This is a genomic window from Acinetobacter sp. WCHA39, assembly GCF_002165385.1.
Taxonomy (GTDB): Bacteria; Pseudomonadota; Gammaproteobacteria; order Pseudomonadales; family Moraxellaceae; genus Acinetobacter.
On sequence record NZ_NHRP01000018.1, the window covers coordinates 51792 to 76257 of the forward strand.

The following is a 24466-nucleotide window of genomic DNA, read 5'->3' on the forward strand; positions in this document are numbered from 1 at the left end:
TTAAGTCATAAAAAAACCTCCATTCAATTGAATGGAGGTTTTTTTATCAGCTAGACTTTAAATCATAAAATCTAGCTGAATCTACTCAGAAAATTACTGCTTAGCAGCTTCGATTGCTTTCAATACTTCAGCTTTTGCAACGTCAGCACCTTCCCACCCGCTGATTTTCACCCATTTACCTGGCTCTAAATCTTTATAGTGAGCAAAGAAATGCTCAACTTGGCTAATCAATAAAGGTGGAAGATCTGTATATTCTTTCACATCTTTATAGAGAGGAGATAACTTCTCATGTGGAACTGCGATGAGTTTCGCATCGATACCACCATCATCTTCCATTTTTAATTTACCCACTGGGCGGCAACGAATGACTGAACCCGCAGCAACAGGATGTGGCGTTACAACCAATACGTCTAATGGGTCACCATCTTCTGACAATGTATTTGGTACATAACCATAGTTAGCTGGGTAGAACATTGCTGTACCCATAAAACGGTCTACAAATAACGCATCAGAATCTTTATCGATTTCGTATTTGATTGGCGCTGCATTTGCAGGAATCTCAATGATGACATAGATGTCATTTGGTGCGTCTTTACCCGCAGGAATATTGCTATAACTCATATCAACACTCGTTTATCTTGTGAACTTAGATGTAAATCCGACAGATTATAGCGTGAATACCATAAAAATGATGCTAGATATGCTGAGCGTTAATGAATTTTATACTCAACATCGATTTAGGTCAGTTTAATCGTAATCACAAACAGTAAAATTGGACAAAATATTGAAAAAAACCAAATAATCGAACGTAAAGTAGCTAGATTCGCTAAATAACAGATGCCATAAATAATGCGAAATATAATATACGCCCAACCTAAGCTCAGAATAAATTTCTCAGGCACAACCATATATTCAGCCATTAAAATTGCAGCGATAAATAAGGGTAAACTTTCAAAACTATTCTGTTGTACTGCATTGGCTCTTGCAGCTAGACCTGTCGTTTTCGCCAAAAAATCACGCGGATTCTGATTATCCTTTGCTTGGAAGCCACCTTTTGCTTTTGCAATTAAGGTAAAAACATATGGCAATAAACACGCAACGATAAGAATCAATATAATGCCGCTAATACCTTGCATGCTGATATCCATCATTTGAAGTTCTTGTGATCATGCTATCATAACTTATAATTTATCAAACTTTCATTTGTGCTTGTTCAACAAGCACTGCTTTTATATATTCTGCTAGTTTTAAAAGTAGTTTTCTTTGATTCAATCTCAAGGTCATGTTATGCCAGCTCAAGATCAAAACAAATTGTTTGATGTTCTTGCTCAACAACGAGAGCATCAGCTTTTAGTTGACCGCGTTCTCAAAGTAGTGTTGCCCATCATCGCATTTCTACTCAGCGTGATTTGTGCAAACCTCAATTGGCAATCAACTTTGGGGACTTTCGCGATTCTCACACTTGCATTTTATGCAGTTGGAATTAAAAGGCTCACACTTTGGCATTGGCTAACGATAGTTGTTCTCTACGTTTTTGCGGACAATTACTTCAGCTTTAATGGAATTGACCCAATTCGGTTACGTTTTCAACTTGCGACCATGCTTGTATTTGTCGGCATTGTTGGGATTGGACGGCCTTATATTGATCGTTGGTTAATGAAGTCAAATAGTACTCAATAAGCCCAAATAAAAAAAAACGCCACAATTCTGGCGTTTTTTATTTCCAATAGCTCCCTTATTTTAAACGGAGGCTAAGTGGGATTCTTAAGCTGGTTTACGTAAATCTTTACGTAAGATCTTACCTACGTTTGATTTTGGTAGATCATCCATAAACTCAACATAACGTGGGCATTTATAGCCTGTTAAGTTTTGTTTTGCATAAGCAATAATTTCTTCAGTTGTTAATGAAGGATCTTTTTTCACGATGAATAATTTAGGCACTTCACCTGATTTTTCATCTGGCACACCAATCGCAGCAACTTCCAATACTTTTGGATGCTTCGCAATCACTTCTTCAATTTCACTCGGGTAAACGTTAAAGCCTGAAACCAAGATCATATCTTTTTTACGGTCTACAATTTTGAAATAACCGCGTGAATCCATGACACCAACATCACCCGTACGGAAGAAACCGTCTTTGGTCATGACTTTCTCAGTTTCATCAGGACGATTCCAGTAGCCTTTCATTACCTGTGGGCCACGAATCGAAATTTCACCCTGCTCACCAAATGCCACTTCGTTACCATCATCATCAAGTAAAGCAACTTCAGTCAATGGTAATGGGATACCAATCGTGCCGCTAAACTCAGTCGTTGCAGGAGGGTTTGCTGTTGCAACTGGTGAAGTCTCAGACAAGCCATAACCTTCAATGATGATGGTGCCTGTTACTTTTTTCCACGCTTCAGCAGTCGATGGCAATACCGCCATACCACCACCCATTGCCATCTTCAATTTGCTATGGTCAAGCTGTTTGAATTCTTCGTTATTCACTAAGGCATTAAACAAGGTGTTTACTGCTGGGAAGAAAGAAGGTTGGTATTTACGTAATTCGCCAACGACTGCTGGTAGGTCACGTGGGTTCGGAATCAAGATATTCGCTTGACCTTTATACATACCGTAAAGCGCGCACACCATGAATGCAAAGATGTGATAAAGCGGTAACGCACACACGATACGATCATCTTTGGAACCGTCACCTGTGCCAAATTTACTTGAGAAAATACCATCACATTGTAATAGGTTAGAAACCAAGTTACGGTGTGTTAACTCAGCACCTTTAGAAACACCTGTCGTACCACCTGTATATTGCAGTACAGCCGTATCGCTTAAGGTCAAATTTGGGCGTTTATAATTGCTTGGATTTGCTTTACCTAACGCTGCATTAAATTTAACGTGGCCAGGAATATTCCATGCTGGAATTTGTTTACGTACTTTACGTAAAACGAAGTTTACAATCGTACCTTTCAGTGTACCGAGCATGTCACCGACAGAAGCAACCACAACATGCTTCACTGGTGTTTTACCAATAATGCTTTGATAAACACTAGCAAAGTTTTCGATGATTACAAGAGCTTCTGCCCCAGAGTCATTTAACTGATGCTCAAGCTCACGTGAAGTATAAAGTGGGTTTACATTGACCAGTACTAAGCCTGCACGGAATACACCTAGAGCAACTACTGGATACTGGAATACGTTCGGCATCATCACCGCAACGCGCGATCCTTTTTTCAAGCCCAGACCTTGCAGGTAGGTGGCAAATTTACGGCTGGCGACTTCTAATTCATTATACGTTAAAACTTTATCCATGAAGATAAAGGCATCACGTGAACCAAATTTTTGGAAATTGCGTTCAAAAATATCAACAAGTGAGGTGTTTTCAGCAGGCAGCGCAACTGTTTCTGGGATTCCTGTCTTTTGGTATTCTGCAAACCAAATTTTTTCCATAATGCCATTATCTCCGAGTAGTAATCCTTAAAAATGTAACGACGTTACTTTCCATGACAAAACTTTTTTTAACTTTTGGAATTGCCCTGTCAATCTATTCAAATAATATGAATACCTTGTCATATATAACGTATTTTTATCACAGAATACTAGCCTTATCTCTGAATGAGGAGTCTATTTGCTTTTTGATATCCCCGTGGTAAAAGTTGCCCCTTTGTTGCTCTTTTTCCTATATATTTTTGGAGATCGTCCCCTTTCAGTTTTAGGTGTTGTTGTCCTGCAGCGACTTGGATTATTTCATCTAAATTAAGTGTTGTCATGGATAAAATTTGCTCTTTTTCATCAAGTTGTATCAACTTGTTACCTTTACCTTTATTCAGAACAGGTAATTCAGCCAAATCTATGATCAATAAGCGCCCTGATGAACTGAGAATTGCAACATGTGTGGCTTGTTGAATTGGCAATAAAGGTAAAGCGGTTGCATTGTCTGCAACTGTCAAAAAGGCTTTACCCGCTTTCGCATTGGTATCTAACTGCGCCGCTTGCGTTTTAAATCCATATCCGTTTGAACTGACTGCAAGCAGCTCACTGTTATCATCTTCAATAAAGACCTGAATAAAGGATACGCCGCTTGCAGGCGCAAGCTTGGAACTTAAAGGCTCACCCAGACCACGCGCCGATGGCAAGCTGCTGATTGGCAAGGCATAGCTACGCCCCGTTTCATCAAGGAAATACACCCGTTGATTGGTTTTCCCAACTGCATGACTCAAATATTGATCACCTGCACGGAAATTTAGATTTGCTGCATCAACATCACCACCTTTAGCGGCTCTCACCCAGCCTGCTTCTGACAAGACCACAGTTACTGTTTCCGCAGGCATTAAATCTTGCTCTTTGATTTGTACCGCATCTGCACGTGTCACAATCGGTGAACGACGATCATCACCGAACTTTTTCGCATCTTCCTTCAGTTCATTGATAATCAGGCTTTTCAATGATTCAGGATTTGCCAGTTGTTCACGAATAATGGCTGCTTTGGCTTCCAACTCCTCCTGCTCGCGGCGGATTTCCATTTCTTCAAGCTTGGCCAAATGACGAAGCTTGAGTTCCAGAATGGCTTCAGCTTGAATGTCATCAATGCCAAAATGCTGCATTAACACGGGTTTCGGCTGGTCTTCCTCACGGATGATGCGAATCACGGTATCAATATCAAGGTAGGCAATTAAAAGACCTGCCAGAATATGCAAACGTTTTTCAATTTTATTTAAATGATATTGTAAACGACGTGTTACGGTTTGCTTACGGATCTCAATCCATTCCAACAAAATACGGCGAATCGATTTGACTTGAGGACGACCATCTGCCCCAATCATGTTCAAATTAACGCGATAGCTGGATTCTAAATCAGTGGTCGCAAATAAATGGCTCATCACCGTTTCAGCATCGACACGATTAGAACGCAATACAATGACTAAGCGTGTTGGATTTTTATGATCTGATTCATCACGAATATCTGCCACCAAAGGCAACTTTTTCGCAATCATTTGATCTGCAATTTGCGTGACGACTTTTGAACCTGAAACTTGATAAGGTAGCTCAGTAATCACAATCTCATTTTTTTCGACCGTATACACTGCACGCGCACGATAGCTACCACGCCCTGTAGTTTGGATTTTCAGTAATTCTTCTGGTGGCGTAATAATTTCAGCTTTGGTCGGTAAATCGGGTGCTGGAATATATTCTGCTAATTTTTCATCAGTGGTTTCAGGGTTACGAATCAGCGCAATCGTACCTTTGACCACTTCACGTAAGTTATGCGGTGGAATATCAGTTGCCATTCCCACCGCAATACCCGTCGTACCGTTGAGCAAAATATTGGGGATACGTGCAGGCAAAGTAATCGGTTCTTTCATCGAACCATCAAAGTTATCTTGCCATTCACTCGTTCCTTGCCCAAGCTCACTCAGTAATAATTCACTATAAGCAGACAATTTGGCTTCGGTATAACGCATTGCTGCAAAGGATTTTGGATCATCAGGTGAACCCCAGTTGCCCTGCCCTTCAATCAATGGATAACGATAGCTAAAGGGTTGTGCCATCAACACCATGGCTTCATAACAGGCTAAATCCCCATGCGGATGGTATTTACCCAACACATCGCCCACGGTACGCGCAGATTTTTTTGGCTTGCCCGTCGATTTTAAACCCAGCTCACTCATGGCATAGACAATACGGCGCTGTACGGGTTTTAAACCATCACTAATATGCGGCAATGCACGATCCATAATCACGTACATGGCATAGTTGAGGTAAGCTTGTTCGGTAAATTCGGCTACGGAGCGGTTTTCGGTTGCATGATGTGCAAGGCTGGTCATGTCAGCAAGTCATCCAAAATCATTGTGATCGTCAATGTTTTGTATGCTATGTGGATGAATGCGTTGTGACAAGCCCTTGTTGTTGTTTAAACGTCAAATGGTGTCTTATCAATGCTCATCTGTTGAAGAAGCAGACTCAGCATCATCTTCTTTATAAATAAATTTCGGCATTTCCAAACCAAAATAAATTGCGATTACACGCAAGGTAAAACCAAATACTAAAGTAAAAATCACAGTCAAATCATGAGGTAAACCAATTTCCAAACACACCCAATAGCAGATGACTGCAACAAATGAAATACTGGCGTACAACTCACGGCGGAACACTAAAGGCACATCATTACAAAGAATATCTCGTAGGATACCGCCTGAAACGCCCGTTAACACACCTGCCACGGCAGAAACTACAAAACCGTGACCCATCGATAATGCAATTTGACAGCCAATAATCGTGAAACCAATTAAGCCCATAGCGTCAAGCAATAGAAACACGCTACGTAAATGTTTCATCCATTTGGCGATAATAATGGTGACAAACGCTGCACAACAAGTCAGAACCAAATATTCAGGATGTTTGACCCACGTTAAAGGATAATGGCCTAGTAAAACATCTCGAACTGAACCACCACCTAAAGCAGTCACACAAGCAATCAGTGTTACCCCAAACCAGTCCATACTACGTCGTCCTGCTGATAACGCCCCTGTCATCGCTTCCGCAGTAATAGCAATAATATAAATCACGGTGAGTAACATCTGCCGACATCCCTAAATCAGGCATCAAAGTGTGCGCTATTTTAAGGCAAACTTAGATGAATTGCGCACAACATTGTTTAAATTTTTTCCCTGAACCGCAAATACAGGGTTGTTTCATGGTGATTTGCAGATCCAAGGTTGGATCAAGAAAATACCAGTGCTGCTGATGCAAAACAAAATGTGAAATTTCATGATGAATATGCGCCTGTTTGTCACCCTGATTTTTATCACAATAATGAGCTTTGAACTCGACCAAGGCATGGGTTTTATCCAGTTTTGGCTGGTGCTGCACGACTTCTAATTTTAGCCACTGATTGGATTGACTCCAATCTGCAATCGCATCTCGATCCAAAGCGGCTTGCTGCCCCAAAGCAGTAGTTTCCAAAATATAATCAATCTGTTCTAAAGCAAAAGCACTGTAACGCGAACGCATTAATTGCTCTGCATTTTGAGCAAATTGTTGTTTCAAATGCAAAGGTTGGCAACATGTTACATATAGCCCACTTCCACATGGGCAATTCTCTGTCAATGTCATTTCAATACTCAAATAAAAATAGCCTTGAGCAAAACGACCGTAATCACGATCGTAAAACTCAGAGGCTATTTAAAACAAACTTAATTATGTATTGGCTAACTTTTCTTTGGCAATAATACGCACTTTTTCAATTTTGTGCCCATCCATTGTAACAACTTCAAAGCGATAGCCATCAGCTTCAACCATTTCCCCATTTTCAGGTAAACGACCTAAATGGAATAACACATAACCAGATAAAGTTGAATATTCTTCACTTTCATCAACCAGATCTTTACCTAATAACAGTGATACATGGCGAATGTCCGTTGAACCTTCTAATAACATTGAACCATCATCCAAACTTGCAGCCACAGCTTCCAATTCGTCTTCATCAGGGAACTCACCTGCGATCGCCTCTAATACATCTATCGGCGTTGCAATTCCCTCGATAGAACCGTATTCATTTAAAACGATGGCAATTTGTAATGGAGCCTGACGTAACTGCTCCATCACCATTAATACTTGTGCATTTTCATGCACAATCACAGGCTCACGTAAGTGTTTACTGAAATCAATTGCACCTGTTTCAATATATTCATTCAACACTTTATGCGTTAAAACAACACCTTCAATATTGTCTAATTCACCACGCGCAATAATCAACCGCGAATGGGTCATTGCCATTAAACGTTCTTTCAACTCTGCCGGATCAGCGTCTAAATCTAACCATTCTAATTCAGGACGCGGCGTCATCACCGATTTCACAGGACGTTCAGATAAGCCTAAAACACCCTGTACCAATACGCTGTGATAGACGCCATTATCTTCGTCAAACACTTCTTTGGCATAGGCTTGAGTCGCTAAAACATCTTCGGCTTCTTTATTTTGGCCTTCACTACCATTACCTTTACTGCCCAACATACGTAATACCGCAGAAGCTGTGCGATAACGTAAATCAGTCGTCGTCACCAATTTCTCTTGATTACGGCGCATGGTCTGATTCACGATTTCGACTAAGACAGAGAAACCAATCGCAGCGTACAAATAACCTTTCGGAATATGGAAACCAAAGCCCTCAACCACTAACGAGAAACCGATCATCATCAGGAAGCCAAGACACAGAATCACGACCGTTGGATGCTTATTCACAAAATCCATCAGCGGTTTGGATGCCCAAAGCATAATACCAACAGCAATAATCATTGCCAGCATCATGACACTTTGATGCTTAACCATACCAACCGCAGTAATCACACTGTCTAAAGAAAAGACAGCATCCAAAACTACAATCTGAACAATCACCATCCAAAAAGTAGCATGTACAGGATTTTCTTCTTTCAGTGTTTGGTGACCCTCGATTCGTTCATGTAACTCCATCGTACCTTTGAAGAGTAAGAACACACCACCAAATAGCAGAATCAGGTCACGACCAGAAAAGGCATGGTCAAAAATATGGAACAGTGGTTCAGTTAGAGTCACAACCCATGCAATTGCGGCAAGCAATCCTAGACGCATGATTAAGGCGAGAATCAAACCAACTCTACGAGCAGCATTACGTTGTTCTGGTGGTAGTTTTTCTGCCAAGATTGCAATAAATACTAGGTTATCAATACCTAGGACGATTTCAAGCACCACCAATGTGGCTAAGCCAACCCATGCAGCAGGATCAGACATCCATTCAAAAATCATTGATGTGACTCCTCTGCAAAATCAGCAATATCGTTATGTAGTTGAAATTTTAAAAGGTCAGCACAAATAGCCAAAACATTTTTTTTAGGAAATAAGAACAAAGCGGAGCGACAACAACCACTACTCATAGAGGTACATAAATTAATAAAAGGATTTTCAGTATAGGCAAGATTGCAGTGAAATTCATCTTTTTTATGTGCTTGTTGTTTTCAAATTTTTTCTAAAATTCATGATATTGTTTTGTACGTAAAGTGTGCATAAAACTGTCATAAAAGTCATTTAACCTAGACAAGCACAATGAAAATGATAAGGTGAAAATAAACCGAATGAATAGTGTATTTAGAATGACAGATAAAAAAACCATTTCTTCTACCCCCAGAAAAACCACCCAATCTCTTATTGCGTTATATTGCGGTTCTCGTACAGGTAACAAACCCATTTATCGAGATAAAGCCATCGAACTTGCTCAACACATCGCGAATCAAGGTCTTGGAATTGTCTATGGCGGGGCAAGTATTGGCTTAATGGGTCAAGTTGCAGATACTGTACTCGAACATAGCGGTGAAGTAGTCGGTGTAATTCCTGAGTTTATGTTGGACTATGAAATTGCACACAATAAATTAACAGAGCTTCATATTGTTGAAACCATGCATGAACGTAAAGCATTGATGGCAGAACGTGCCAGTGCTTTTATTGCTTTACCTGGTGGTTTGGGTACTTTTGAAGAGATTTTAGAAATAGCGACTTGGGGCCAACTCAATCAGCACCAAAAACCGATGATTATTTATAATGTAAATCGTTTTTATGATGCCTTGATTGCTCAACTAGATCATGCTGTTGAAGAAGGATTTTTACCTCCTCAACATCGTGCCAAAGTGATTATTTGTGATTCGCTTGAACAAATTACCAATGTAATTAAAAATTTGAATAGTCCTACACGTATCGAAGTTTAAAATACTCAGCATAAAAAAAACGGATCAAATTGATCCGTTTTTTTATGCTCAGAGTTTATTGAAGATTAACTTGGTAAACAGCCGTTGAACCACTGACTTCATTACCAACCACGAGCAATGGCTTACCATTTGGAGAGTCTTTTGCAGAGACAAAAATCAACCCCTCAGGTCCTAAATCACCCTGCTGCGCAATATCTGTTTCTACAAAGTTACGGGTAGTAAAATATTCAATAAACTTAGGTTTATTCGGCGTGGTGATGTCATACGCCATAATGCCACTCATACGTTCCAAGCCAATAAAAGCAAAGGTTTTCTTCCCAATTGTGCCCACAGTAATACCTTCTGGTTCTGGGCCTTTGGCAGCACTTCGCTTATCAAAAGTGACTTCTTCATGATCACTATTAAAGTATTTAGGTAATAACTCTGCTATTTTCTTTTCAAATTCGCTACCCGAATCCCAAACAAGTTGACCTTGGGTATTCCAGATACTAAATGAACGTGCACCATAGGCATAGAGTTTGTCATAAACCAGATAACCATCTGCATCCAGTTTTGGTGTACCGTCTTGATTCACTTGGTATCCTTTGGTCCATGTCACTTTTAAACGACCTAATTGACCATCTTCACGACAGCCTTTTGCATCTGTTGCCGTTGCGCCACAATAACCAAAAGTTGATGCATTTAATCGTGCACCTTTTACGCCTACAGCGATTTTCTGTAAATGCGCTGGATACTCATCTTTGACTTTATTGGTAAAACCACTACTCTTAAACAGATCTTTAACGCGAATTTCTTCTACAAAGCCCTTACTGGTATCACCACCAAAATATGCCTCAGCATCTTTTAACCAAGCTCGTGAATCCCCTTCGTTGGCAGTCACCAAATAAGTTTGGCCATTCACCTGATAATTCGCAATCGAATCTGGTTGATATATCCCCACTAAACCTGCCCAAGGTTTGATATTGATAATTCCCTTATCTTTATCTTTGGTATCAATAACACCATCACCATTACAATCTGTTTTTGGATCACAATCCCGATCACTCACATCTAAAGCATTCTCAACCAAACTATGGTCTTTATAGCCTAATGGATAAATATCGGTGACTTTCTGTTGTGCGATATCTATTCTCGCAATTGCATTATTTTCTTGTAACGTGACCCAAGCGGTTTTGCTATCTGCTGAAATGGTTATATATTCAGGTTCTAAATCTTGAGCAACGCTGGCATTTGGACCAAAGATACGTACTCCTTTGGCCAATAAATCTGACTTTTGATTATTCCATGCACTAAAACCTGCCACACTGGCTTTAGGTTGTTGAATATTGCTGATATCAATAATGCTGATTGAACCTTCAGGATCAACCGAATAATCATCATTCGGTTCTGCTTCATTTGCGACTAAAACCGTTTTAGCATCTGGACTAAAAGTCAGCATATCAGGTAAAGCACCCACACTCACTTTGCTAATAAAACTGAGATCTTTGGCATTAAAAAACACCACCATTCCTGCATCCGTTTTATTCTCAGCTTGTACTGCAATCGCAACAATGCCTTTTTTCACAGCAACACTATTTACTTCAGAATTTGCTAAATACATTCGTGCTGAAAGCTCTGCAATGTGTACAGGCTGTGCTGGTTTAGATGCATCTAAAACATCGACTAAACCTTTTTGTGCATTGACTACAAATAAGCGTTTACTTGCCGCATCATACGCAGGAATCTCAGCTGCACTTTTAACAAACACCTTGGTTTCATAACGCCCTAACAAACTTAACTTCATTGTTTCAGGCGTTGCTTCTACAACCTCTGGTGAGTTCGTAGCGTTATCATTCTCATTACAGGCAACCAACCCGACAGACAACAATGTTGTCAATAAAACTGAAATCTTAAATTTCATCATCAAATTCCATACCCTTATTTTGTATGGTTAATTTAGTGATTTGAGATGCAAGTTCGATGACACTTTAATGTCAGTTCCATGACCACTCTTTGACAATTTTGGTCTTTATTTCCAATAGGGTTGCATTAAACTAGAACCGATTTCTTATGTGTCAGAACTCATGACCACGACAACACACCAAGCTGTACAGCCCGAATTTCGATGGTTGGTCATATTGGTTTCGATTGGCTTTTTTATGCAAGCCTTAGACACCACCATCGTGAATACTGCAATACCAGGCATGGCGATTCAACTGAATGAAAACCCATTACAAATGCATAGTGTGATTGTCGCCTATGTATTATCTGTTGCAGCCTGTATTCCCTTGAGTGGTTGGTTAGCCGATCGTTTTGGGATTCGTAATATTTATCTCAGCTCTATGGTGATTTTCAGCTTGGCCTCATTAGGATGTGGCTTATCGCAAAACTTAGAACAACTGTTGTTTTTCCGTGTGATTCAAGGTATCGGCGGTGCATTACTGATGCCTGTAGGTCGTTTGGCTTTATTAAAACTAATTCCACGCTCCCAATTTCTTTCAGCCATGAGTCTCATGAGTTTGGCAGGGTTAATCGGTCCACTGATGGGACCTACATTAGGCGGTTGGTTAGTTGAAGTCGCAACATGGCATTGGATTTTTCTGATTAATCTTCCGATGGGTATTCTCGGTATGATCATGACATTTAAGATCATGCCCAATCAAAAAGAGCCGACGGTGAAAACTTTCGATTTCAGCGGTTTTATCTTATTAATGGTCGCGATGGTCGGTTTATCCTTAGGCATTGAAAATATGGCCTCCTCACAATATTCAAATCTTGTGAGTATCAGCTTATTGTTGATCGGCATAATTGCCACAGTTAGCTATGCCTATCATGCGCATACCCATCAAAATGCGATATTTCATGGACGTTTATTCCGTTACAAAATCTTCTCGATCGGTGTATTAGGTAATTTCTTCGCACGTTTGGGCAGCAATGCCATTCCTTTTATTTTACCTTTGATGTTACAAGTTGCCTTTGGCTTTGAACCTTTCATTACAGGATTAATGATGATTCCATTGGTCTTGGGTTCATTATTTTCGAAACCAATTATTCGTCCATTAATTCAACGTGTGGGGTATCGTCGTTTTCTACTCACCAATACCATCTTGGTCGGATTATGTATTGCGAGCTTCTCATTCATGACAGCAGTGACTCCACTGTGGTTGAAAGTCTTACACTTGTTTATTTTTGGCACATTAAATTCGCTACAGTTTGTAGGCATGAATACGCTCACTCTCAAGGACTTGCCACAACACGATGCCAGCAGCGGTAATAGTTTCTTATCAATGATTATGATGCTGTCTATGAGTATTGGGGTCGCAATGGCAGGCACACTGATTAATCTATTCAGTCAGCACTTTTCAACGACATCAATGAGCAGTGCTTTCCATGCCACATTAATTACACTGGGTTGTATTAACATCATTACTGCAATCATCTTTTGGCAGATCCCAAAAGAAACTACGGATGAGTCTCCATAAGAGAATGTCTAGGATTACTCTCAATACATCATGTAAATTTGTGGAACAATTGAGCCATCAGATGATCAATCTAAAAGCTAAACCGAGTACAATCGCTGCATAACGAATACTGTAAATCTAGCACTCAACTCGATATTGCATAGTACAAAATCTCATTATGGCAAAGAAAATACCGAAGTATCCACTCTCTCAGCATTATCCAGCACTGACTAGTATTGCTTTAACAGTGATGCTCGGTATCGTCAGTTATTTTGGATTGTTCTATCAACAAAAAGCCGTAGCACAAGATTATTCAATCCGTGGATTTGATGTATCACATCATCAAGGTGAGATTAACTGGAAAAAGATCTCTCCGATGCAATACCAATTCGTGTATCTCAAAGCCACCGAAGGTGGCGATTTCAAAGATCAAAATTTTCAGCAGAATTGGCTCAAAGCACGTGAAAGAGGTTTACATGTCGGTGCGTATCATTTCTACCGTCTCTGCCGTGATGGCACCGTTCAGGCTGAAAATTTTATCGCTACTGTGCCAAAGAAAGCAGATGCCTTACCACCTGTGATTGATCTTGAATATGACAGTAATTGCATTAATACCTATACCAAAGAGCAGTTACTCAAAGAAATTCAGATCATGAATGATCAACTCCATAAACATTATGGCAAACAACCTATTTTTTATATTTCCAAGACTTTTTACCACATTGTCTTGATGGGTAATTTTAGCAATACCCCATTATGGGTGAGGGATTATGAGGGTAAACCTGAATTAAAAGATGGACGGCAATGGCTCTTTTGGCAACATAGCCAAAGTGGAAACATAGATGGGATTCCCAAACCTGTTGATCTGAATGTCTATGCTGAGTCACCAAAACAGTGGCGAATCTTTTTAAAACAACAAGGCATCGTAGATGCCAAGTGAACTGCGCAAAATCATCCATATTGATATGGATGCCTTTTATGCATCGGTTGAACTCAGAGAACGCCCTGATCTCAACGGCTTACCTGTGGTGATTTCTTCACATCACCCTCGTGCCGTAATCGCAGCAGCATCCTATCCCGCTCGTGTCTTTGGTCTGCGCTCTGCCATGTCGATGGGGCAAGCTAAAAAACTCTGCCCTCAGGTTGTGGTGATTGAGCCTAATTTTGAAAAATATCGTGAAGTCTCAGCTCAAATTCATCAGATTTTCCAACAATACACCCCTCTGATTGAACCGCTATCATTAGACGAAGCTTATTTAGACGTGACTGAGAATCTAAAAAACATTCCGAGTGCGACTGAGGTCGCTGCACACATTCGTGCTGATATTTTTGCAGTAACAGGACTCACTGCGTCCGCTGGTGTAGCTCCCAATAAATTTTTGGCAAAGATTGCCTCTGATTGGAACAAACCTAACGGTTTATTTGTGATAAAACCTCATCAGGTACTCAATTTTATTCAGGATTTAGCCCTCAATAAAATTCCAGGGGTCGGTAAAGTCACTCAAGAAAAATTAAGTCAACTGAATTTACACACACTCGGTGATCTACAAAAAATAGAAGAAAATATACTTATTCATCATTTTGGCAAATACGGAAAACAACTGTATTTATATGCTCAAGGGATTGACCATCGTCCTGTAAAAGCAGAACGGGAGCGCCAACAAATATCAAAAGAGATCACTTTTGATGATGATTATACACTTGAACAATGTCATCACACTTGGCAGACCCTAGCTGCGCAAGTGTGGCGTAGTCTAAATAAAAAACAATTAACTGCTCGAGGAGTCAATGTAAAACTTAAACTTAAAAACTTTCAGGTTTTACAACACAGTAAAAGCTTCAAACAAGCGCTACAATCTGAACAAGACTTAGCACAAGTCATCTTTCAACTGCTGAATGAAATGCATATTGACCCGACTTTTCAATTCCGTTTAGTCGGTGTTGGCGTCTATCAATTACAGCCCATGCAACAAGAATCTCAACTCTCTTTGTGGTAGTGGCGTTTTTTTACACAAAAGCATATCCCAAACTAAAATTTATGTTTGCTTTTTATGCGGTTTTCAGTACTCTAGGCGGCGCGGTAACATTATCCTTGTTGCTTGCCCTTGCTAAAGAAATCCTCGCTTTTAGCATTTGCTCCTGTGGTTAGCGTGACGATCAAATCCGAATATTACAGGGCACTTCAGGTGTCCTTTTCTTATTTATCTTTTATAAAAATTCTCAACATTAGTTCTCTCGATCCAGACTTCAGTTAAACTAACATCATAAAATTAGAAAATATTGATTACTGATCATTATGAATCAAAAACAAATTCTCTGTATTGAAGATGAAGCTGCCATTGTATTACCACTGCGTTATGCGCTTGAACGTGAAGGTTGGAGTGTCAGTTGGGCAAATACAGGAATGCAAGCACTCGAATTACTCTCTCAACAGACTTTTGATTTTATTATTTTAGATGTAGGTTTACCTGATCTCAATGGTTTTGAAGTCTGCAAACAACTGCGTCAAAAATATCAAACACCTTTATTATTTTTAACGGCTCGCGATGATGAAATTGACCGTGTGGTCGGTCTGGAAATTGGTGCGGATGACTATTGCAGCAAGCCCTTTAGCGCGCGTGAAATTGTGGCAAGGATTAAAGCCTTTTATTTTTCCAGCAACGCAGGCTGGTTCGCATGGAAAGCTTTGCTGCCTGATTTATACAAAATTACACTGTGGCTAGGGGCCATGCAGTACAATCAGCATATGTTTTTTTCATTAGGTAATTCTTTATGACTGTGCAAAGACTGCATGTCACTTCACGTTATTGCGAAGTCGCAATTTCAGGAAATCTAGTTCATTTGGCAGGTCAACTGGCAGATGATACCAGTGTCGATGTTACTGCACAGACACAACAAACTTTAGATAATATCGATCGTTTACTCGCAGAAGCAGGTACAGACAAAACGCATATTTTATCTGTCCTTATTTTTCTAAAAGACATTGAACAAGATTATGCAGCAATGAATGCGGTTTGGGATGCATGGATTGCTGAAGGTCATCCCCCAGCACGTACCTGCGTAGAGTCTAAACTGTATACGCCAGATGTTTTGGTTGAAATGACCGTGACAGCAGTACGTCCATAATCAATTAAGATCATTTTGCTGCTAGAACATTATATTTCATAACTCGTTCCGTTTGCGGCATTGTGGTTGCTGTGATTGAAACAGGCATGATCGGTTCAAATAGATCAGGAACTAAGTTCTCACGTAACTCTTGCTCCGTTGGAATACTTCTATAGCGCAATACTCGATAACCCGCTAATTCTAATAAGCTGTCTTGATAATGCTTTTGATGCAGCCGATTCACATATGACTCGTCTGCAATCTCAATAATTGCAAGCACTTGATGTTGCTGATCAAGTACGACAAAATCAGCAACTAAACCTTGATACTTACGACGCGTATGTGCAAATTTTGTCGTTAATAGCGCATCAAAAGAAACATGCGCCAAAATCGTATGACGAGGTAATACAGCTTGTAAACGCATCAAGGTAATTTGCTCAGAAATATTGAGAATACCACGGCGTTTTAATGGACTATCTTGACGCCGATTAGGATGTAGACGTCGAAACACAAGTGCTGTAATCAACAGCAATCCAACTATTGTTATGAAATAATACATTTCTAACGAATCCCTTTAGATTTTTTATAATCATTTTGGCTTTGAGCCATTTTTTTAATCAGCAACAACGATAGTTAAAGTCATTTTAGCAGTGTAACTTAAATTTTTTTAATCGTGTTTCACTCGTCGACCAAAGTCGTAAAAGCATCCTGCATCTATATTTATAATCATCAGTAGGCAAATATTCAAGCGGATATTGTCAGTATATGTTTCGATAAATTGTACTTTTATAACTAGATTGTGACTACCCTACCATTTATGTATAAAAAAGAAGGCATCATGACTGATGCCTTCTTTTTATTGATTTAACGCTTTGGTTTCACTTTAGGTTTTGATTTTCCTGAGAATGGTTTTTTGTCACCTGTTTCACGTGGCGGTAAACCAGTATGTTGCGTTAAGATCTGCCCTTTTTGTGGACGTTTCTGACCTGATTGTGGCTGAGATTGCGCTTGACCACGTTTCGCTGAATCACCTGCAACAGTTGAGTTCTTTTTACGTGCAGATTTATATTCACCTTCAGCCGTACCTTGTGGCTGATAGGTTGGGATCAGATGCTGCTTGGAATTTCCAATCAGGTCTGAACGTCCCATTTCCTTTAAGGCTTCACGTAACAAAGGCCAGTTATTTGGATCATGATAACGCAAGAATGCTTTATGCAGACGACGACGCTTTTCACCTTTCACGATATCGACATTTTCAGTATAACGTGCCACTTTAGACAACGGATTTTTGCCTGTGTAGTACATCGTGGTCGCAGTGGCCATTGGTGATGGGTAGAAGGTTTGTACCTGATCAGCACGGAAACCATTTTTCTTCAACCAAATCGCCAAGTTCATCATGTCATAATCGGTGGTACCCGGATGTGCTGCAATGAAGTATGGAATGAGATATTGTTCCTTACCTGCTTCCTTACTGAAACGCTCAAACATTTGTTTAAAGCGGTCATACGTCCCAATTCCCGGTTTCATCATCTTCGACAATGGACCTTGTTCAGTATGCTCAGGTGCAATTTTTAGATAGCCACCTACATGATGCTGTACCAATTCTTTCACATATTCAGGATTCAATACCGCAAGGTCATAACGTAGACCAGAACCAATCAAAATCTTCTTCACACCTTTGATTTCACGCGCTTTACGATAAAGCTGAACAAGAGGTGCATGATCGGTATGTAGGTTTTGACAAACCCCTGGATAAACACAAGATGGCTTACGACAATTTTTTTCAATTTCAGGGTCATTACAGTGCAAACGATACATGTTTGCAGTTGGACCACCTAAGTCTGAAATAATGCCTGTAAATTGAGGTGCCGTATCACGGATCTTTTCAATTTCACGTAAAATTGAATCTTCAGAACGGTTTTGAATAATACGCCCCTCATGTTCAGTAATTGAACAGAAGGTACATCCACCAAAACAACCACGCATGATATTGACCGAGAATTTGATCATATCAAAGGCTGGGAAACGTGCATTTCCATAGGAAGGATGCGGTAAACGTGCATAGGGTAAATCAAACACATAATCCATTTCCTCAGTGGTCAGAGGAATTGGTGGTGGGTTGATCCAGACGTCCCGCTCACCATGACGCTGCACTAAGGCACGTGCATTACCCGGATTGGTTTCAAGGTGCAAGATGCGGTTGGCATGGGCATACAACACATGATCATCAGCAACAGCTTCAAAAGACGGTAAACGAATCACCGCCAATTCACGTGGAGGTAATTTATGTTTAATCGCTTTTGATGGCGCAGGCTTGAGCTGCACAATCTGTGTATCTGGATCAAGTTGATCCCCTTCACGCACGATTGGATTGGCAACGATTTCTTTTTGGAAATTTTGATACTGCGCTAATGAGTTACCTTTTTCTTTTTCAACTTCACAGCCATCAATATCTTCAGTCATGACATAAGGATTAATAATTGGATCGACACGTCCAATGGTATCCACGTCATTACTGGCAATTTCAACGAATTTGGCTTTAGATGCTTTATTATGCTTATTAATAATAAATGCTGTACCACGAACATCTGTAATTTCGTGGATTTTCTCACCTTTGGCTAAACGATGCATCACATCGATAATCGCACGCTCGCCATTACCATACATCAATAGATCAGCTTTTGAGTCCATCAAAATAGAGCGGCGAACTTTGTCAGACCAATAATCATAATGTGCAATACGACGCAAGCTGCCTTCAATACCACCAAGCAAGACAGGAACGTCAGGAAAAGCCTCACGGCAACGCTGACAGTAAACTGTTGCTGCACGGTCTGGACGCTTATTTGCTTCATTGTTTGGCGAATAGGCATCATCGGAACGAATTTTACGATCTGCCGTATAACGGTTGATCATTGAATCCATATTCCCTGCGGTCACACCCCATGCAATGGTTGGCTTGCCTAGAACACGGAAGCTCTCTGCGTTGGTCCAATCTGGTTGTGCAATGATTCCGACACGGAAGCCTTGTGCTTCAAGTACACGCCCAATCACACCTGATACAAAAGATGGATGGTCAATATAGGCATCACCACAAACCAAAATAAAGTCACACGCATCCCAGCCGAGTTGATCCATTTCTTCTCGTGACATCGGCAAAAATGGTGCGGGTTCAAAACACGACGCCCAATATTTGTCGTAATCAAACAACGCTTTTGGCGCGGTCTGCATAGTATAGGCAGTAGACATGGCTTGCGAATCTCGGCTAGCAGATGGAGGAGAGACATCTAAAGATGAAAGCCGATCATTTTAGCATGAATTCAATTCATTTTTATAGATCAAAAAACAAACAGAAGCATTTCCCCAAAAAGTATTTGTAACTTATTGAGGAAATAGCATCATAAAATTTTGATAATTATACTTCTTCGTTCAAGAAGCCTTCTTTAATTTCAGAAGGTAAATCTTGATGCCACCACCTATAAATAGAAGCTTTAATTTCTTCATCTTCATCAGGATCATTCAATGGTTCATCATCTTCACGAATAAGCTCATCGCCATCAAATTTGAACCAAAACTCCCATGGATCATCATCACCACAGCCCCAAGCTTGTGCATGAATATCAGGTAATAATCCTTTTAAAAATAATAAAATATTTTCAATGTTTTCATCGCCATTTGAGCCATGGGTAAAATCTAGGACAGCAAACCCATCAATATAGTGTAATGTCTCTGGCGCAAGATCATGTTCAATCGAATCAATCAAATCAACTAGCTCTTGAGTAATCTCATCCGCTTGCGGATTAATGAGTAAAGCTGTCTGAATGAACTTTTCTTCATCTCCATGATGTGTGGTAAATAAGACCTCTAATTGTCCCATGATTGTTGAATCAGGATGTTTATAATAAACGCGACTATGTAATTCCATCTTATTTTCCCCAATTTTAATATTATCTCTACACCCAAATAGGTGCTTGTTTAAATTACTAAATTTTCAGGACTTTTATCAAGTTTATGCGACTTTATTTGTCGTTTTAGTTTCGTTTTTCATTAAGTGTATCGCGAGCGCAAAACCAATCACTAAGACCACTCCGACACTCAAATTAATTCCAATCCATCCAAAATTCTCCCAGACCAAACCACCACTACTCCCAAGCAAACTTGAGCCGATGTAATAGCAAAATAAATACAGCGAAGAAGCAACTGCCCGATATTGTACCGCCTGAACGGAGACCCAACTACTGGCTGTCGAATGTGCCGCAAAAAATGAAAAAGTGAAAATCGTCAATCCCAGTAAAATTGCCCAAAGCGAAGGAATAAGCGTAATGAACAGACCAACCATCATGCTAAATAATAAAAAAGGCAGCACTTTTGCTCGACCATATTGATACCCCCATCGCGCAGCTTTCGGTGAACTATAAATTCCAGCAAGATAAGCAATCGAAATCAAACCAATCCATGTTTGTGATAAATGAAATGGCGCTTCTAATAAGTGGTAACTGATATAGTTAAAAACTGTGACGAGACAACCCATTAAAATAAAGCCTTGGGCAAATAAAATTCGTAGTTTCGAGTCTTTTAAATTTTGCTCAAACGCGGCTTTAAAACGTGAAAATCGGAATGGAAATGGCTTGAAATGCTGTGATTTTGGCAACAATAAATAAAATAAACAAGCAATGACAAGATTGATAAAACCAATAATATAAGTTGCTGATTGCCATGAGATAAAATCAACTAAAACCCCTGCAATCAAGCGCCCTCCCATCCCTCCAATCGCTGTACCTGAGATATACAGCCCCATCGCAAAACCAATATCTTTCTGTGCAATCTCCTCTCCAATATAAGTCATGGCAACTGCGGCAACACCACTCACCGCCAAGCCTATAAAAATACGAGTTGTTAAGAAAATTTCCCAGATTGGAAAAGACGCACTGACCAGCAACAAAACCGAAACAAGAAACAAGGCAAACACCATAATCGGCTTGCGCCCGAAACGATCAGAAATAAAACCTGTGAATAACAGACCAATTGCTAAGGCGACGGTAGAAAAGGATAAAGGAAAACTACTATGCGTCGGTGTAACCTGAAAGAATTTTGCAAAAATTGGCATCATGGGTTGTACACTGTACAACGATGAAAAGGATGCAAAACCAGCAAAAAATAAAGACCATAAAATCGCAGTAAACGATTTTGAACCATATTCGATATGGGTTTTGACAATGTCAGACATAAATCAGCTTTTTCTACAGGTCTGGTTTGATTTTAGTCCCTTTTATACTTCCTGTAATGGCTGCCTTTAAAAAAACCTGAAAAGTTGGGCATTGCATATAGTTTTCTGCAAAATGACCCTATATTTTGTACGCAAAAACGTACACTAGTTGGGGTAATTAGCGAATATACGACTAAAGTTTAATTATCTATGATATTAGTCGTAAAGAGATAGGATGTCTCATTCAGAACAACAAGAAACACAGGATGTGATCGTTGACAGGAGTTAACGGCAAGAAACCAAATATGAAAAAGCCTCGACAGGATGTCGGGGCTTTTTCTATTGATAAAGAGATATTCACATCATCATAAAGTAACTGTTATTGACTCATTTATTCGTGGTTAATACCATCCATTTAACTTAACGCTAACGGTTTATTATTTTGCAATTCATCTCCATTCACCATGATCAACAACGATCTATAAAAAAATTAAAAAGGCTGATTATTCAAATAAGTTTGATTGTGATTGCAATCAATATGACAGCTTGCAGTAGTTTAAGTGGATCATTCGCCAATCGCTCTACTCAGTTGTCATCTGGACTACAAAATGCCTATTCTGTTTCTCCAAATACAGCAAATCGCTTATCCCCAATGATCGTGCAAAATGCAGAGCGTTATGATGTATCACCCACTTTACTCGCTGCGCTCATTCGCCAAGAATCAAATTATAATAGTTCAGCACGCTCCCCTACAGGTGCGATCGGTTTAACTCAAATAGTTTCGACTCATTGGCGCCAGTCTTGTCCTGGCAATCTTTATGATGAAAATACTAATATTAATTGCGGTGCATATATCCTATCGACCTATTATAAATCTGCAGGCAGTTGGTCAAAAGCCGTAGCGTATTATAATGTTGGGCCATCAGGTTATGAACGGAGTTTTTGGACACGCCATAAAGGTAAAAAGTATGCTCGTTCAGTAAAACGTCATGAAAAAATCTTAAAAAAAGCCCTATAAAATAAAGAGTAAATAAGAAACCATGCTCTTAGGCATGGTTTTTATTCGCTGAATAATGAAATTATGCTTCGTCAAACAAACCTTCAAATAACACCGAAGACAAATAACGCTCACCACTATCAGGTAAAATTACAACAATCGTTTTGCATACATTTTCAGGGCGTTCAGCAATTTGTGCCGCCGCCGCCAATGCTGCACCGCTTGAAATACCCACTAAAATTCCTTCTTGCATTGCACATTTTCTTGCCCACTCAATCGCATCCGCACTATTCACTGGCAACACTTCATCGACCAAGTTTAGGTCTAAGTTTTTAGGAATAAAATTCGCACCAATCCCTTGAATTTTATGCGGTGCTGGTATAATGCTTTCACCATTTTTAGTTTGGGTAATAATTGGAGATTCAGCAGGTTCGACTGCAACAGAATAAATTGGCTGATTTTGAACTTGCTCAAAATAACGTGAAATTCCTGTAATTGTTCCACCAGTACCAACACCCGCAACTAAGATATCCACTTGTCCATTGGTTGCCTGCCAGATTTCAGGACCAGTCGTATCAACATGAATTTGAGGGTTGGCTGGATTTTCAAATTGTTGTGGTAGGAAATAAAGCTCAGGATTTTCAGTGGCTAAACGAACAGCTTCATCCACCGCACCTTTCATGCCCTTAGCAGGCTCGGTCAAAACCAGATTCGCTCCTAAAGCTTTTAATACTTTTCTACGCTCTAAGCTCATACTTGCTGGCATAGTTAAAGTAATAGGATAACCTTTTGCCGCTGCAACAAACGCTAAAGCAATACCTGTATTACCGCTAGTCGGTTCAACAATATGCATACCCGTTTTAAGTACACCACGTTTTTCCGCATCCGCAATCAACGCTGCGCCTATACGGCATTTTACTGAAAATGCGGGATTACGGCTTTCCACTTTTGCCAATACTGTAGCATCTGATTTAATCAAGCGATTGATACGAACTAAAGGTGTATTACCAATGGCTTCGGCATTGTTTGCATAAACAGCGATACCTAGGTTGGCAGGCGTTGGAAATTGCTGATCGGTCGACATGTTATTTCCTTATTAGATTTGGAATGATTCTTAAGCATTATAGGCTTGTGAATCTAAGAGGAAAGTAGAAAACATTAAGATTTATGAAAAGTTTTTCCCATATTCATAGTTTTCTTCGCCGATTATGCACCCGTAAACCATGAGAAAAACACATAGTCATCGGACGTTTCATAAAATATCTCTATCTCATTCCAATCTGCTGTTAATCCTAATGCTAATTTTATATCTGAAGAAATAGGTAAAGTAAAACTTTCAACTGGAGTAACCTCCACACCGTTATGATAAATTCCCCAACGATCAGAGTATTTTAGATTTTTCGCATTCTGATTTTTCTTTATCAATTTTTGGATAGAATACACTATCCATTGTGTTTGTTCTTGTACTTCTAATTCAGTTAGTTTTTTAAAATTAGCTTTCTCTAATATAGGTAATAGCCAAATATCAAAAATATTTTTTAAATCTGTTGTAGTTGTTTCAAGAATATCCCATTCTTCATAAAAATGAAGTTGATGAATAACCAGTATTATAAATGCTTCTAATGAATTCAAACCTTGTGATTTTTTACAAATAAAATAGATGGCATCACACATCCCTTCATCGAAAGTCCTATATTCAACTCGATCAATGTGTACACGGGTAGAATTAGATAGTATATTTTTTACTTGTTTAAAATTTGATTTAATTTTTTCTAATGAGATTTCATCCATAACATCTTCTTAATCAATGACAATCATATAATTAAAACAAATGTAACATAAAAAACACCCCTAACCATTAGGTTAGGGGTGTTTAGATTTAAAAGCTGGCGATGACTTACTCTCACATGGCAAGTGCCACACTACCATCAGCGCTAAGAGGTTTCACTTCTGAGTTCGGGAAGGGATCAGGTGGTTCACTCTTGCTATTGTC

General features: G+C 39.6%; 21 protein-coding genes, 1 rRNA gene and 1 pseudogene. 8 read left to right on the forward strand and 15 right to left on the reverse strand.

The window, feature by feature from the left end:
- Nucleotides 1-93: 93 nt before the first annotated feature.
- Together ppa and CDG56_RS10620 are read right to left on the reverse strand one after the other, a co-directional pair.
- Nucleotides 94-621, reverse strand: coding sequence for an inorganic diphosphatase (gene ppa, locus CDG56_RS10615; RefSeq protein ID WP_087547844.1), 528 nt, complete (start codon nt 619-621; stop codon nt 94-96).
- 116 nt (nt 622-737) lie between these two features.
- Nucleotides 738-1136, reverse strand: a complete 399-nt coding sequence (locus tag CDG56_RS10620; RefSeq protein WP_087536524.1) for an MAPEG family protein — start codon at nt 1134-1136, stop codon at nt 738-740.
- Between the two features lie 151 nt (nt 1137-1287).
- On the opposite strand from CDG56_RS10620, the gene CDG56_RS10625 reads away from it, so the two are divergent.
- Nucleotides 1288-1680: a hypothetical protein gene (locus tag CDG56_RS10625; protein WP_087547845.1), complete on the forward strand. Its 393-nt coding sequence runs from the start codon at nt 1288-1290 to the stop codon at nt 1678-1680.
- Between the two features lie 84 nt (nt 1681-1764).
- Here CDG56_RS10625 and CDG56_RS10630 read toward each other — a convergent pair whose 3' ends face one another.
- The 5 genes from CDG56_RS10630 to CDG56_RS10650 all read right to left on the reverse strand — a co-directional run bounded on the left by CDG56_RS10630 (nt 1765) and on the right by CDG56_RS10650 (nt 8775).
- Nucleotides 1765-3444, reverse strand: coding sequence for an AMP-binding protein (locus CDG56_RS10630; RefSeq protein WP_087547846.1), 1680 nt, complete (start codon nt 3442-3444; stop codon nt 1765-1767).
- A gap of 155 nt (nt 3445-3599) precedes the next feature.
- Nucleotides 3600-5819 (reverse strand): DNA topoisomerase IV subunit A, encoded by a 2220-nt coding sequence (gene parC, locus CDG56_RS10635; protein ID WP_087547847.1) that lies wholly within the window; start codon nt 5817-5819, stop codon nt 3600-3602.
- A gap of 108 nt (nt 5820-5927) precedes the next feature.
- Complete coding sequence (locus CDG56_RS10640) at nt 5928-6572, reverse strand: trimeric intracellular cation channel family protein (protein WP_004659470.1); 645 nt, start codon at nt 6570-6572, stop codon at nt 5928-5930.
- A gap of 52 nt (nt 6573-6624) precedes the next feature.
- A complete protein-coding gene (locus CDG56_RS10645) occupies nt 6625-7107 on the reverse strand; it encodes a YchJ family protein (RefSeq protein WP_087547848.1) in 483 nt (160 codons plus the stop codon).
- 84 nt (nt 7108-7191) lie between these two features.
- A complete protein-coding gene (locus CDG56_RS10650) occupies nt 7192-8775 on the reverse strand; it encodes a TerC family protein (protein ID WP_087547849.1) in 1584 nt (527 codons plus the stop codon).
- 326 nt (nt 8776-9101) lie between these two features.
- Here CDG56_RS10650 and CDG56_RS10655 point away from each other — a divergent pair, with 326 nt between their 5' ends.
- Nucleotides 9102-9728: a TIGR00730 family Rossman fold protein gene (locus CDG56_RS10655; protein ID WP_087536517.1), complete on the forward strand. Its 627-nt coding sequence runs from the start codon at nt 9102-9104 to the stop codon at nt 9726-9728.
- A gap of 55 nt (nt 9729-9783) precedes the next feature.
- Here the strand turns inward: CDG56_RS10655 and CDG56_RS10660 are convergent, their stop codons facing one another.
- On the reverse strand, nt 9784-11628 hold the full coding sequence (locus CDG56_RS10660) for a choice-of-anchor I family protein (RefSeq protein ID WP_087547850.1): 1845 nt from the start codon (nt 11626-11628) through the stop codon (nt 9784-9786).
- 163 nt (nt 11629-11791) lie between these two features.
- Here CDG56_RS10660 and mdtD point away from each other — a divergent pair, with 163 nt between their 5' ends.
- The 5 genes and pseudogenes from mdtD (at nt 11792) to CDG56_RS10685 (ending at nt 16294) form a co-directional block, all read left to right on the forward strand.
- Nucleotides 11792-13189 carry a multidrug transporter subunit MdtD gene (gene mdtD / locus CDG56_RS10665; RefSeq protein ID WP_087547851.1) on the forward strand — a complete coding sequence of 466 codons (1398 nt, stop codon included), beginning with the start codon at nt 11792-11794 and terminating at the stop codon, nt 13187-13189.
- Between the two features lie 157 nt (nt 13190-13346).
- A complete protein-coding gene (locus CDG56_RS10670; RefSeq protein ID WP_005218798.1) occupies nt 13347-14108 on the forward strand; it encodes a GH25 family lysozyme in 762 nt (253 codons plus the stop codon).
- A 1-nt stretch (nt 14109) separates the two neighbouring features.
- Nucleotides 14110-15165: a DNA polymerase IV gene (gene dinB / locus CDG56_RS10675; protein ID WP_171295143.1), complete on the forward strand. Its 1056-nt coding sequence runs from the start codon at nt 14110-14112 to the stop codon at nt 15163-15165.
- 296 nt (nt 15166-15461) lie between these two features.
- Nucleotides 15462-15818 (forward strand): annotated as a pseudogene (locus CDG56_RS10680) (response regulator); the annotation flags it as partial.
- A 122-nt stretch (nt 15819-15940) separates the two neighbouring features.
- Nucleotides 15941-16294, forward strand: coding sequence for a RidA family protein (locus tag CDG56_RS10685; protein WP_004659495.1), 354 nt, complete (start codon nt 15941-15943; stop codon nt 16292-16294).
- A 10-nt stretch (nt 16295-16304) separates the two neighbouring features.
- Here CDG56_RS10685 and CDG56_RS10690 read toward each other — a convergent pair whose 3' ends face one another.
- From CDG56_RS10690 to CDG56_RS10705, 4 genes are all read right to left on the reverse strand, one after another.
- Entirely contained in the window at nt 16305-16832 is a 528-nt protein-coding gene (locus CDG56_RS10690) for a DUF2726 domain-containing protein (RefSeq protein ID WP_087547853.1), read from the reverse strand.
- 305 nt (nt 16833-17137) lie between these two features.
- Nucleotides 17138-19519 (reverse strand): YgiQ family radical SAM protein, encoded by a 2382-nt coding sequence (locus CDG56_RS10695; protein ID WP_087547854.1) that lies wholly within the window; start codon nt 19517-19519, stop codon nt 17138-17140.
- Nucleotides 19520-19685: 166 nt separating this feature from the next.
- Nucleotides 19686-20195, reverse strand: coding sequence for a hypothetical protein (locus CDG56_RS10700; protein ID WP_087547855.1), 510 nt, complete (start codon nt 20193-20195; stop codon nt 19686-19688).
- Nucleotides 20196-20279: 84 nt separating this feature from the next.
- Nucleotides 20280-21497 (reverse strand): MFS transporter, encoded by a 1218-nt coding sequence (locus CDG56_RS10705; RefSeq protein WP_087547856.1) that lies wholly within the window; start codon nt 21495-21497, stop codon nt 20280-20282.
- Nucleotides 21498-22014: 517 nt separating this feature from the next.
- On the opposite strand from CDG56_RS10705, the gene CDG56_RS10710 reads away from it, so the two are divergent.
- A complete protein-coding gene (locus tag CDG56_RS10710) occupies nt 22015-22494 on the forward strand; it encodes a lytic transglycosylase domain-containing protein (protein ID WP_227519059.1) in 480 nt (159 codons plus the stop codon).
- Between the two features lie 61 nt (nt 22495-22555).
- On the opposite strand, the gene cysK is transcribed toward CDG56_RS10710, so the two are convergent.
- The 3 genes from cysK to rrf all read right to left on the reverse strand — a co-directional run.
- Nucleotides 22556-23557 carry a cysteine synthase A gene (gene cysK, locus CDG56_RS10715; RefSeq protein WP_087547857.1) on the reverse strand — a complete coding sequence of 334 codons (1002 nt, stop codon included), beginning with the start codon at nt 23555-23557 and terminating at the stop codon, nt 22556-22558.
- A gap of 122 nt (nt 23558-23679) precedes the next feature.
- Nucleotides 23680-24264 carry a hypothetical protein gene (locus tag CDG56_RS10720; protein ID WP_087547858.1) on the reverse strand — a complete coding sequence of 195 codons (585 nt, stop codon included), beginning with the start codon at nt 24262-24264 and terminating at the stop codon, nt 23680-23682.
- A 93-nt stretch (nt 24265-24357) separates the two neighbouring features.
- Nucleotides 24358-24466 (reverse strand): 5S ribosomal RNA (rrf, locus tag CDG56_RS10725); the annotation flags it as partial.

Coding starts and splice junctions, on each gene's coding strand:
- mdtD (WP_087547851.1), top strand. CDS start 11,792: ATGACCACGACAACACACCAAGCTGTACAGCCCGAATTTCGATGGTTG.
- CDG56_RS10625 (WP_087547845.1), top strand. CDS start 1,288: ATGCCAGCTCAAGATCAAAACAAATTGTTTGATGTTCTTGCTCAACAA.
- CDG56_RS10645 (WP_087547848.1), bottom strand. CDS start 7,107: ATGACATTGACAGAGAATTGCCCATGTGGAAGTGGGCTATATGTAACA.
- cysK (WP_087547857.1), bottom strand. CDS start 23,557: ATGTCGACCGATCAGCAATTTCCAACGCCTGCCAACCTAGGTATCGCT.
- CDG56_RS10710 (WP_227519059.1), top strand. CDS start 22,015: ATGACAGCTTGCAGTAGTTTAAGTGGATCATTCGCCAATCGCTCTACT.
- parC (WP_087547847.1), bottom strand. CDS start 5,819: ATGACCAGCCTTGCACATCATGCAACCGAAAACCGCTCCGTAGCCGAA.
- CDG56_RS10630 (WP_087547846.1), bottom strand. CDS start 3,444: ATGGAAAAAATTTGGTTTGCAGAATACCAAAAGACAGGAATCCCAGAA.
- CDG56_RS10650 (WP_087547849.1), bottom strand. CDS start 8,775: ATGATTTTTGAATGGATGTCTGATCCTGCTGCATGGGTTGGCTTAGCC.
- CDG56_RS10700 (WP_087547855.1), bottom strand. CDS start 20,195: ATGGAATTACATAGTCGCGTTTATTATAAACATCCTGATTCAACAATC.
- CDG56_RS10685 (WP_004659495.1), top strand. CDS start 15,941: ATGACTGTGCAAAGACTGCATGTCACTTCACGTTATTGCGAAGTCGCA.
- CDG56_RS10660 (WP_087547850.1), bottom strand. CDS start 11,628: ATGAAATTTAAGATTTCAGTTTTATTGACAACATTGTTGTCTGTCGGG.
- CDG56_RS10695 (WP_087547854.1), bottom strand. CDS start 19,519: ATGTCTACTGCCTATACTATGCAGACCGCGCCAAAAGCGTTGTTTGAT.
- CDG56_RS10620 (WP_087536524.1), bottom strand. CDS start 1,136: ATGCAAGGTATTAGCGGCATTATATTGATTCTTATCGTTGCGTGTTTA.
- CDG56_RS10670 (WP_005218798.1), top strand. CDS start 13,347: ATGGCAAAGAAAATACCGAAGTATCCACTCTCTCAGCATTATCCAGCA.
- CDG56_RS10720 (WP_087547858.1), bottom strand. CDS start 24,264: ATGGATGAAATCTCATTAGAAAAAATTAAATCAAATTTTAAACAAGTA.
- CDG56_RS10690 (WP_087547853.1), bottom strand. CDS start 16,832: ATGTATTATTTCATAACAATAGTTGGATTGCTGTTGATTACAGCACTT.
- CDG56_RS10640 (WP_004659470.1), bottom strand. CDS start 6,572: ATGTTACTCACCGTGATTTATATTATTGCTATTACTGCGGAAGCGATG.
- CDG56_RS10705 (WP_087547856.1), bottom strand. CDS start 21,497: ATGTCTGACATTGTCAAAACCCATATCGAATATGGTTCAAAATCGTTT.
- ppa (WP_087547844.1), bottom strand. CDS start 621: ATGAGTTATAGCAATATTCCTGCGGGTAAAGACGCACCAAATGACATC.
- CDG56_RS10655 (WP_087536517.1), top strand. CDS start 9,102: ATGAATAGTGTATTTAGAATGACAGATAAAAAAACCATTTCTTCTACC.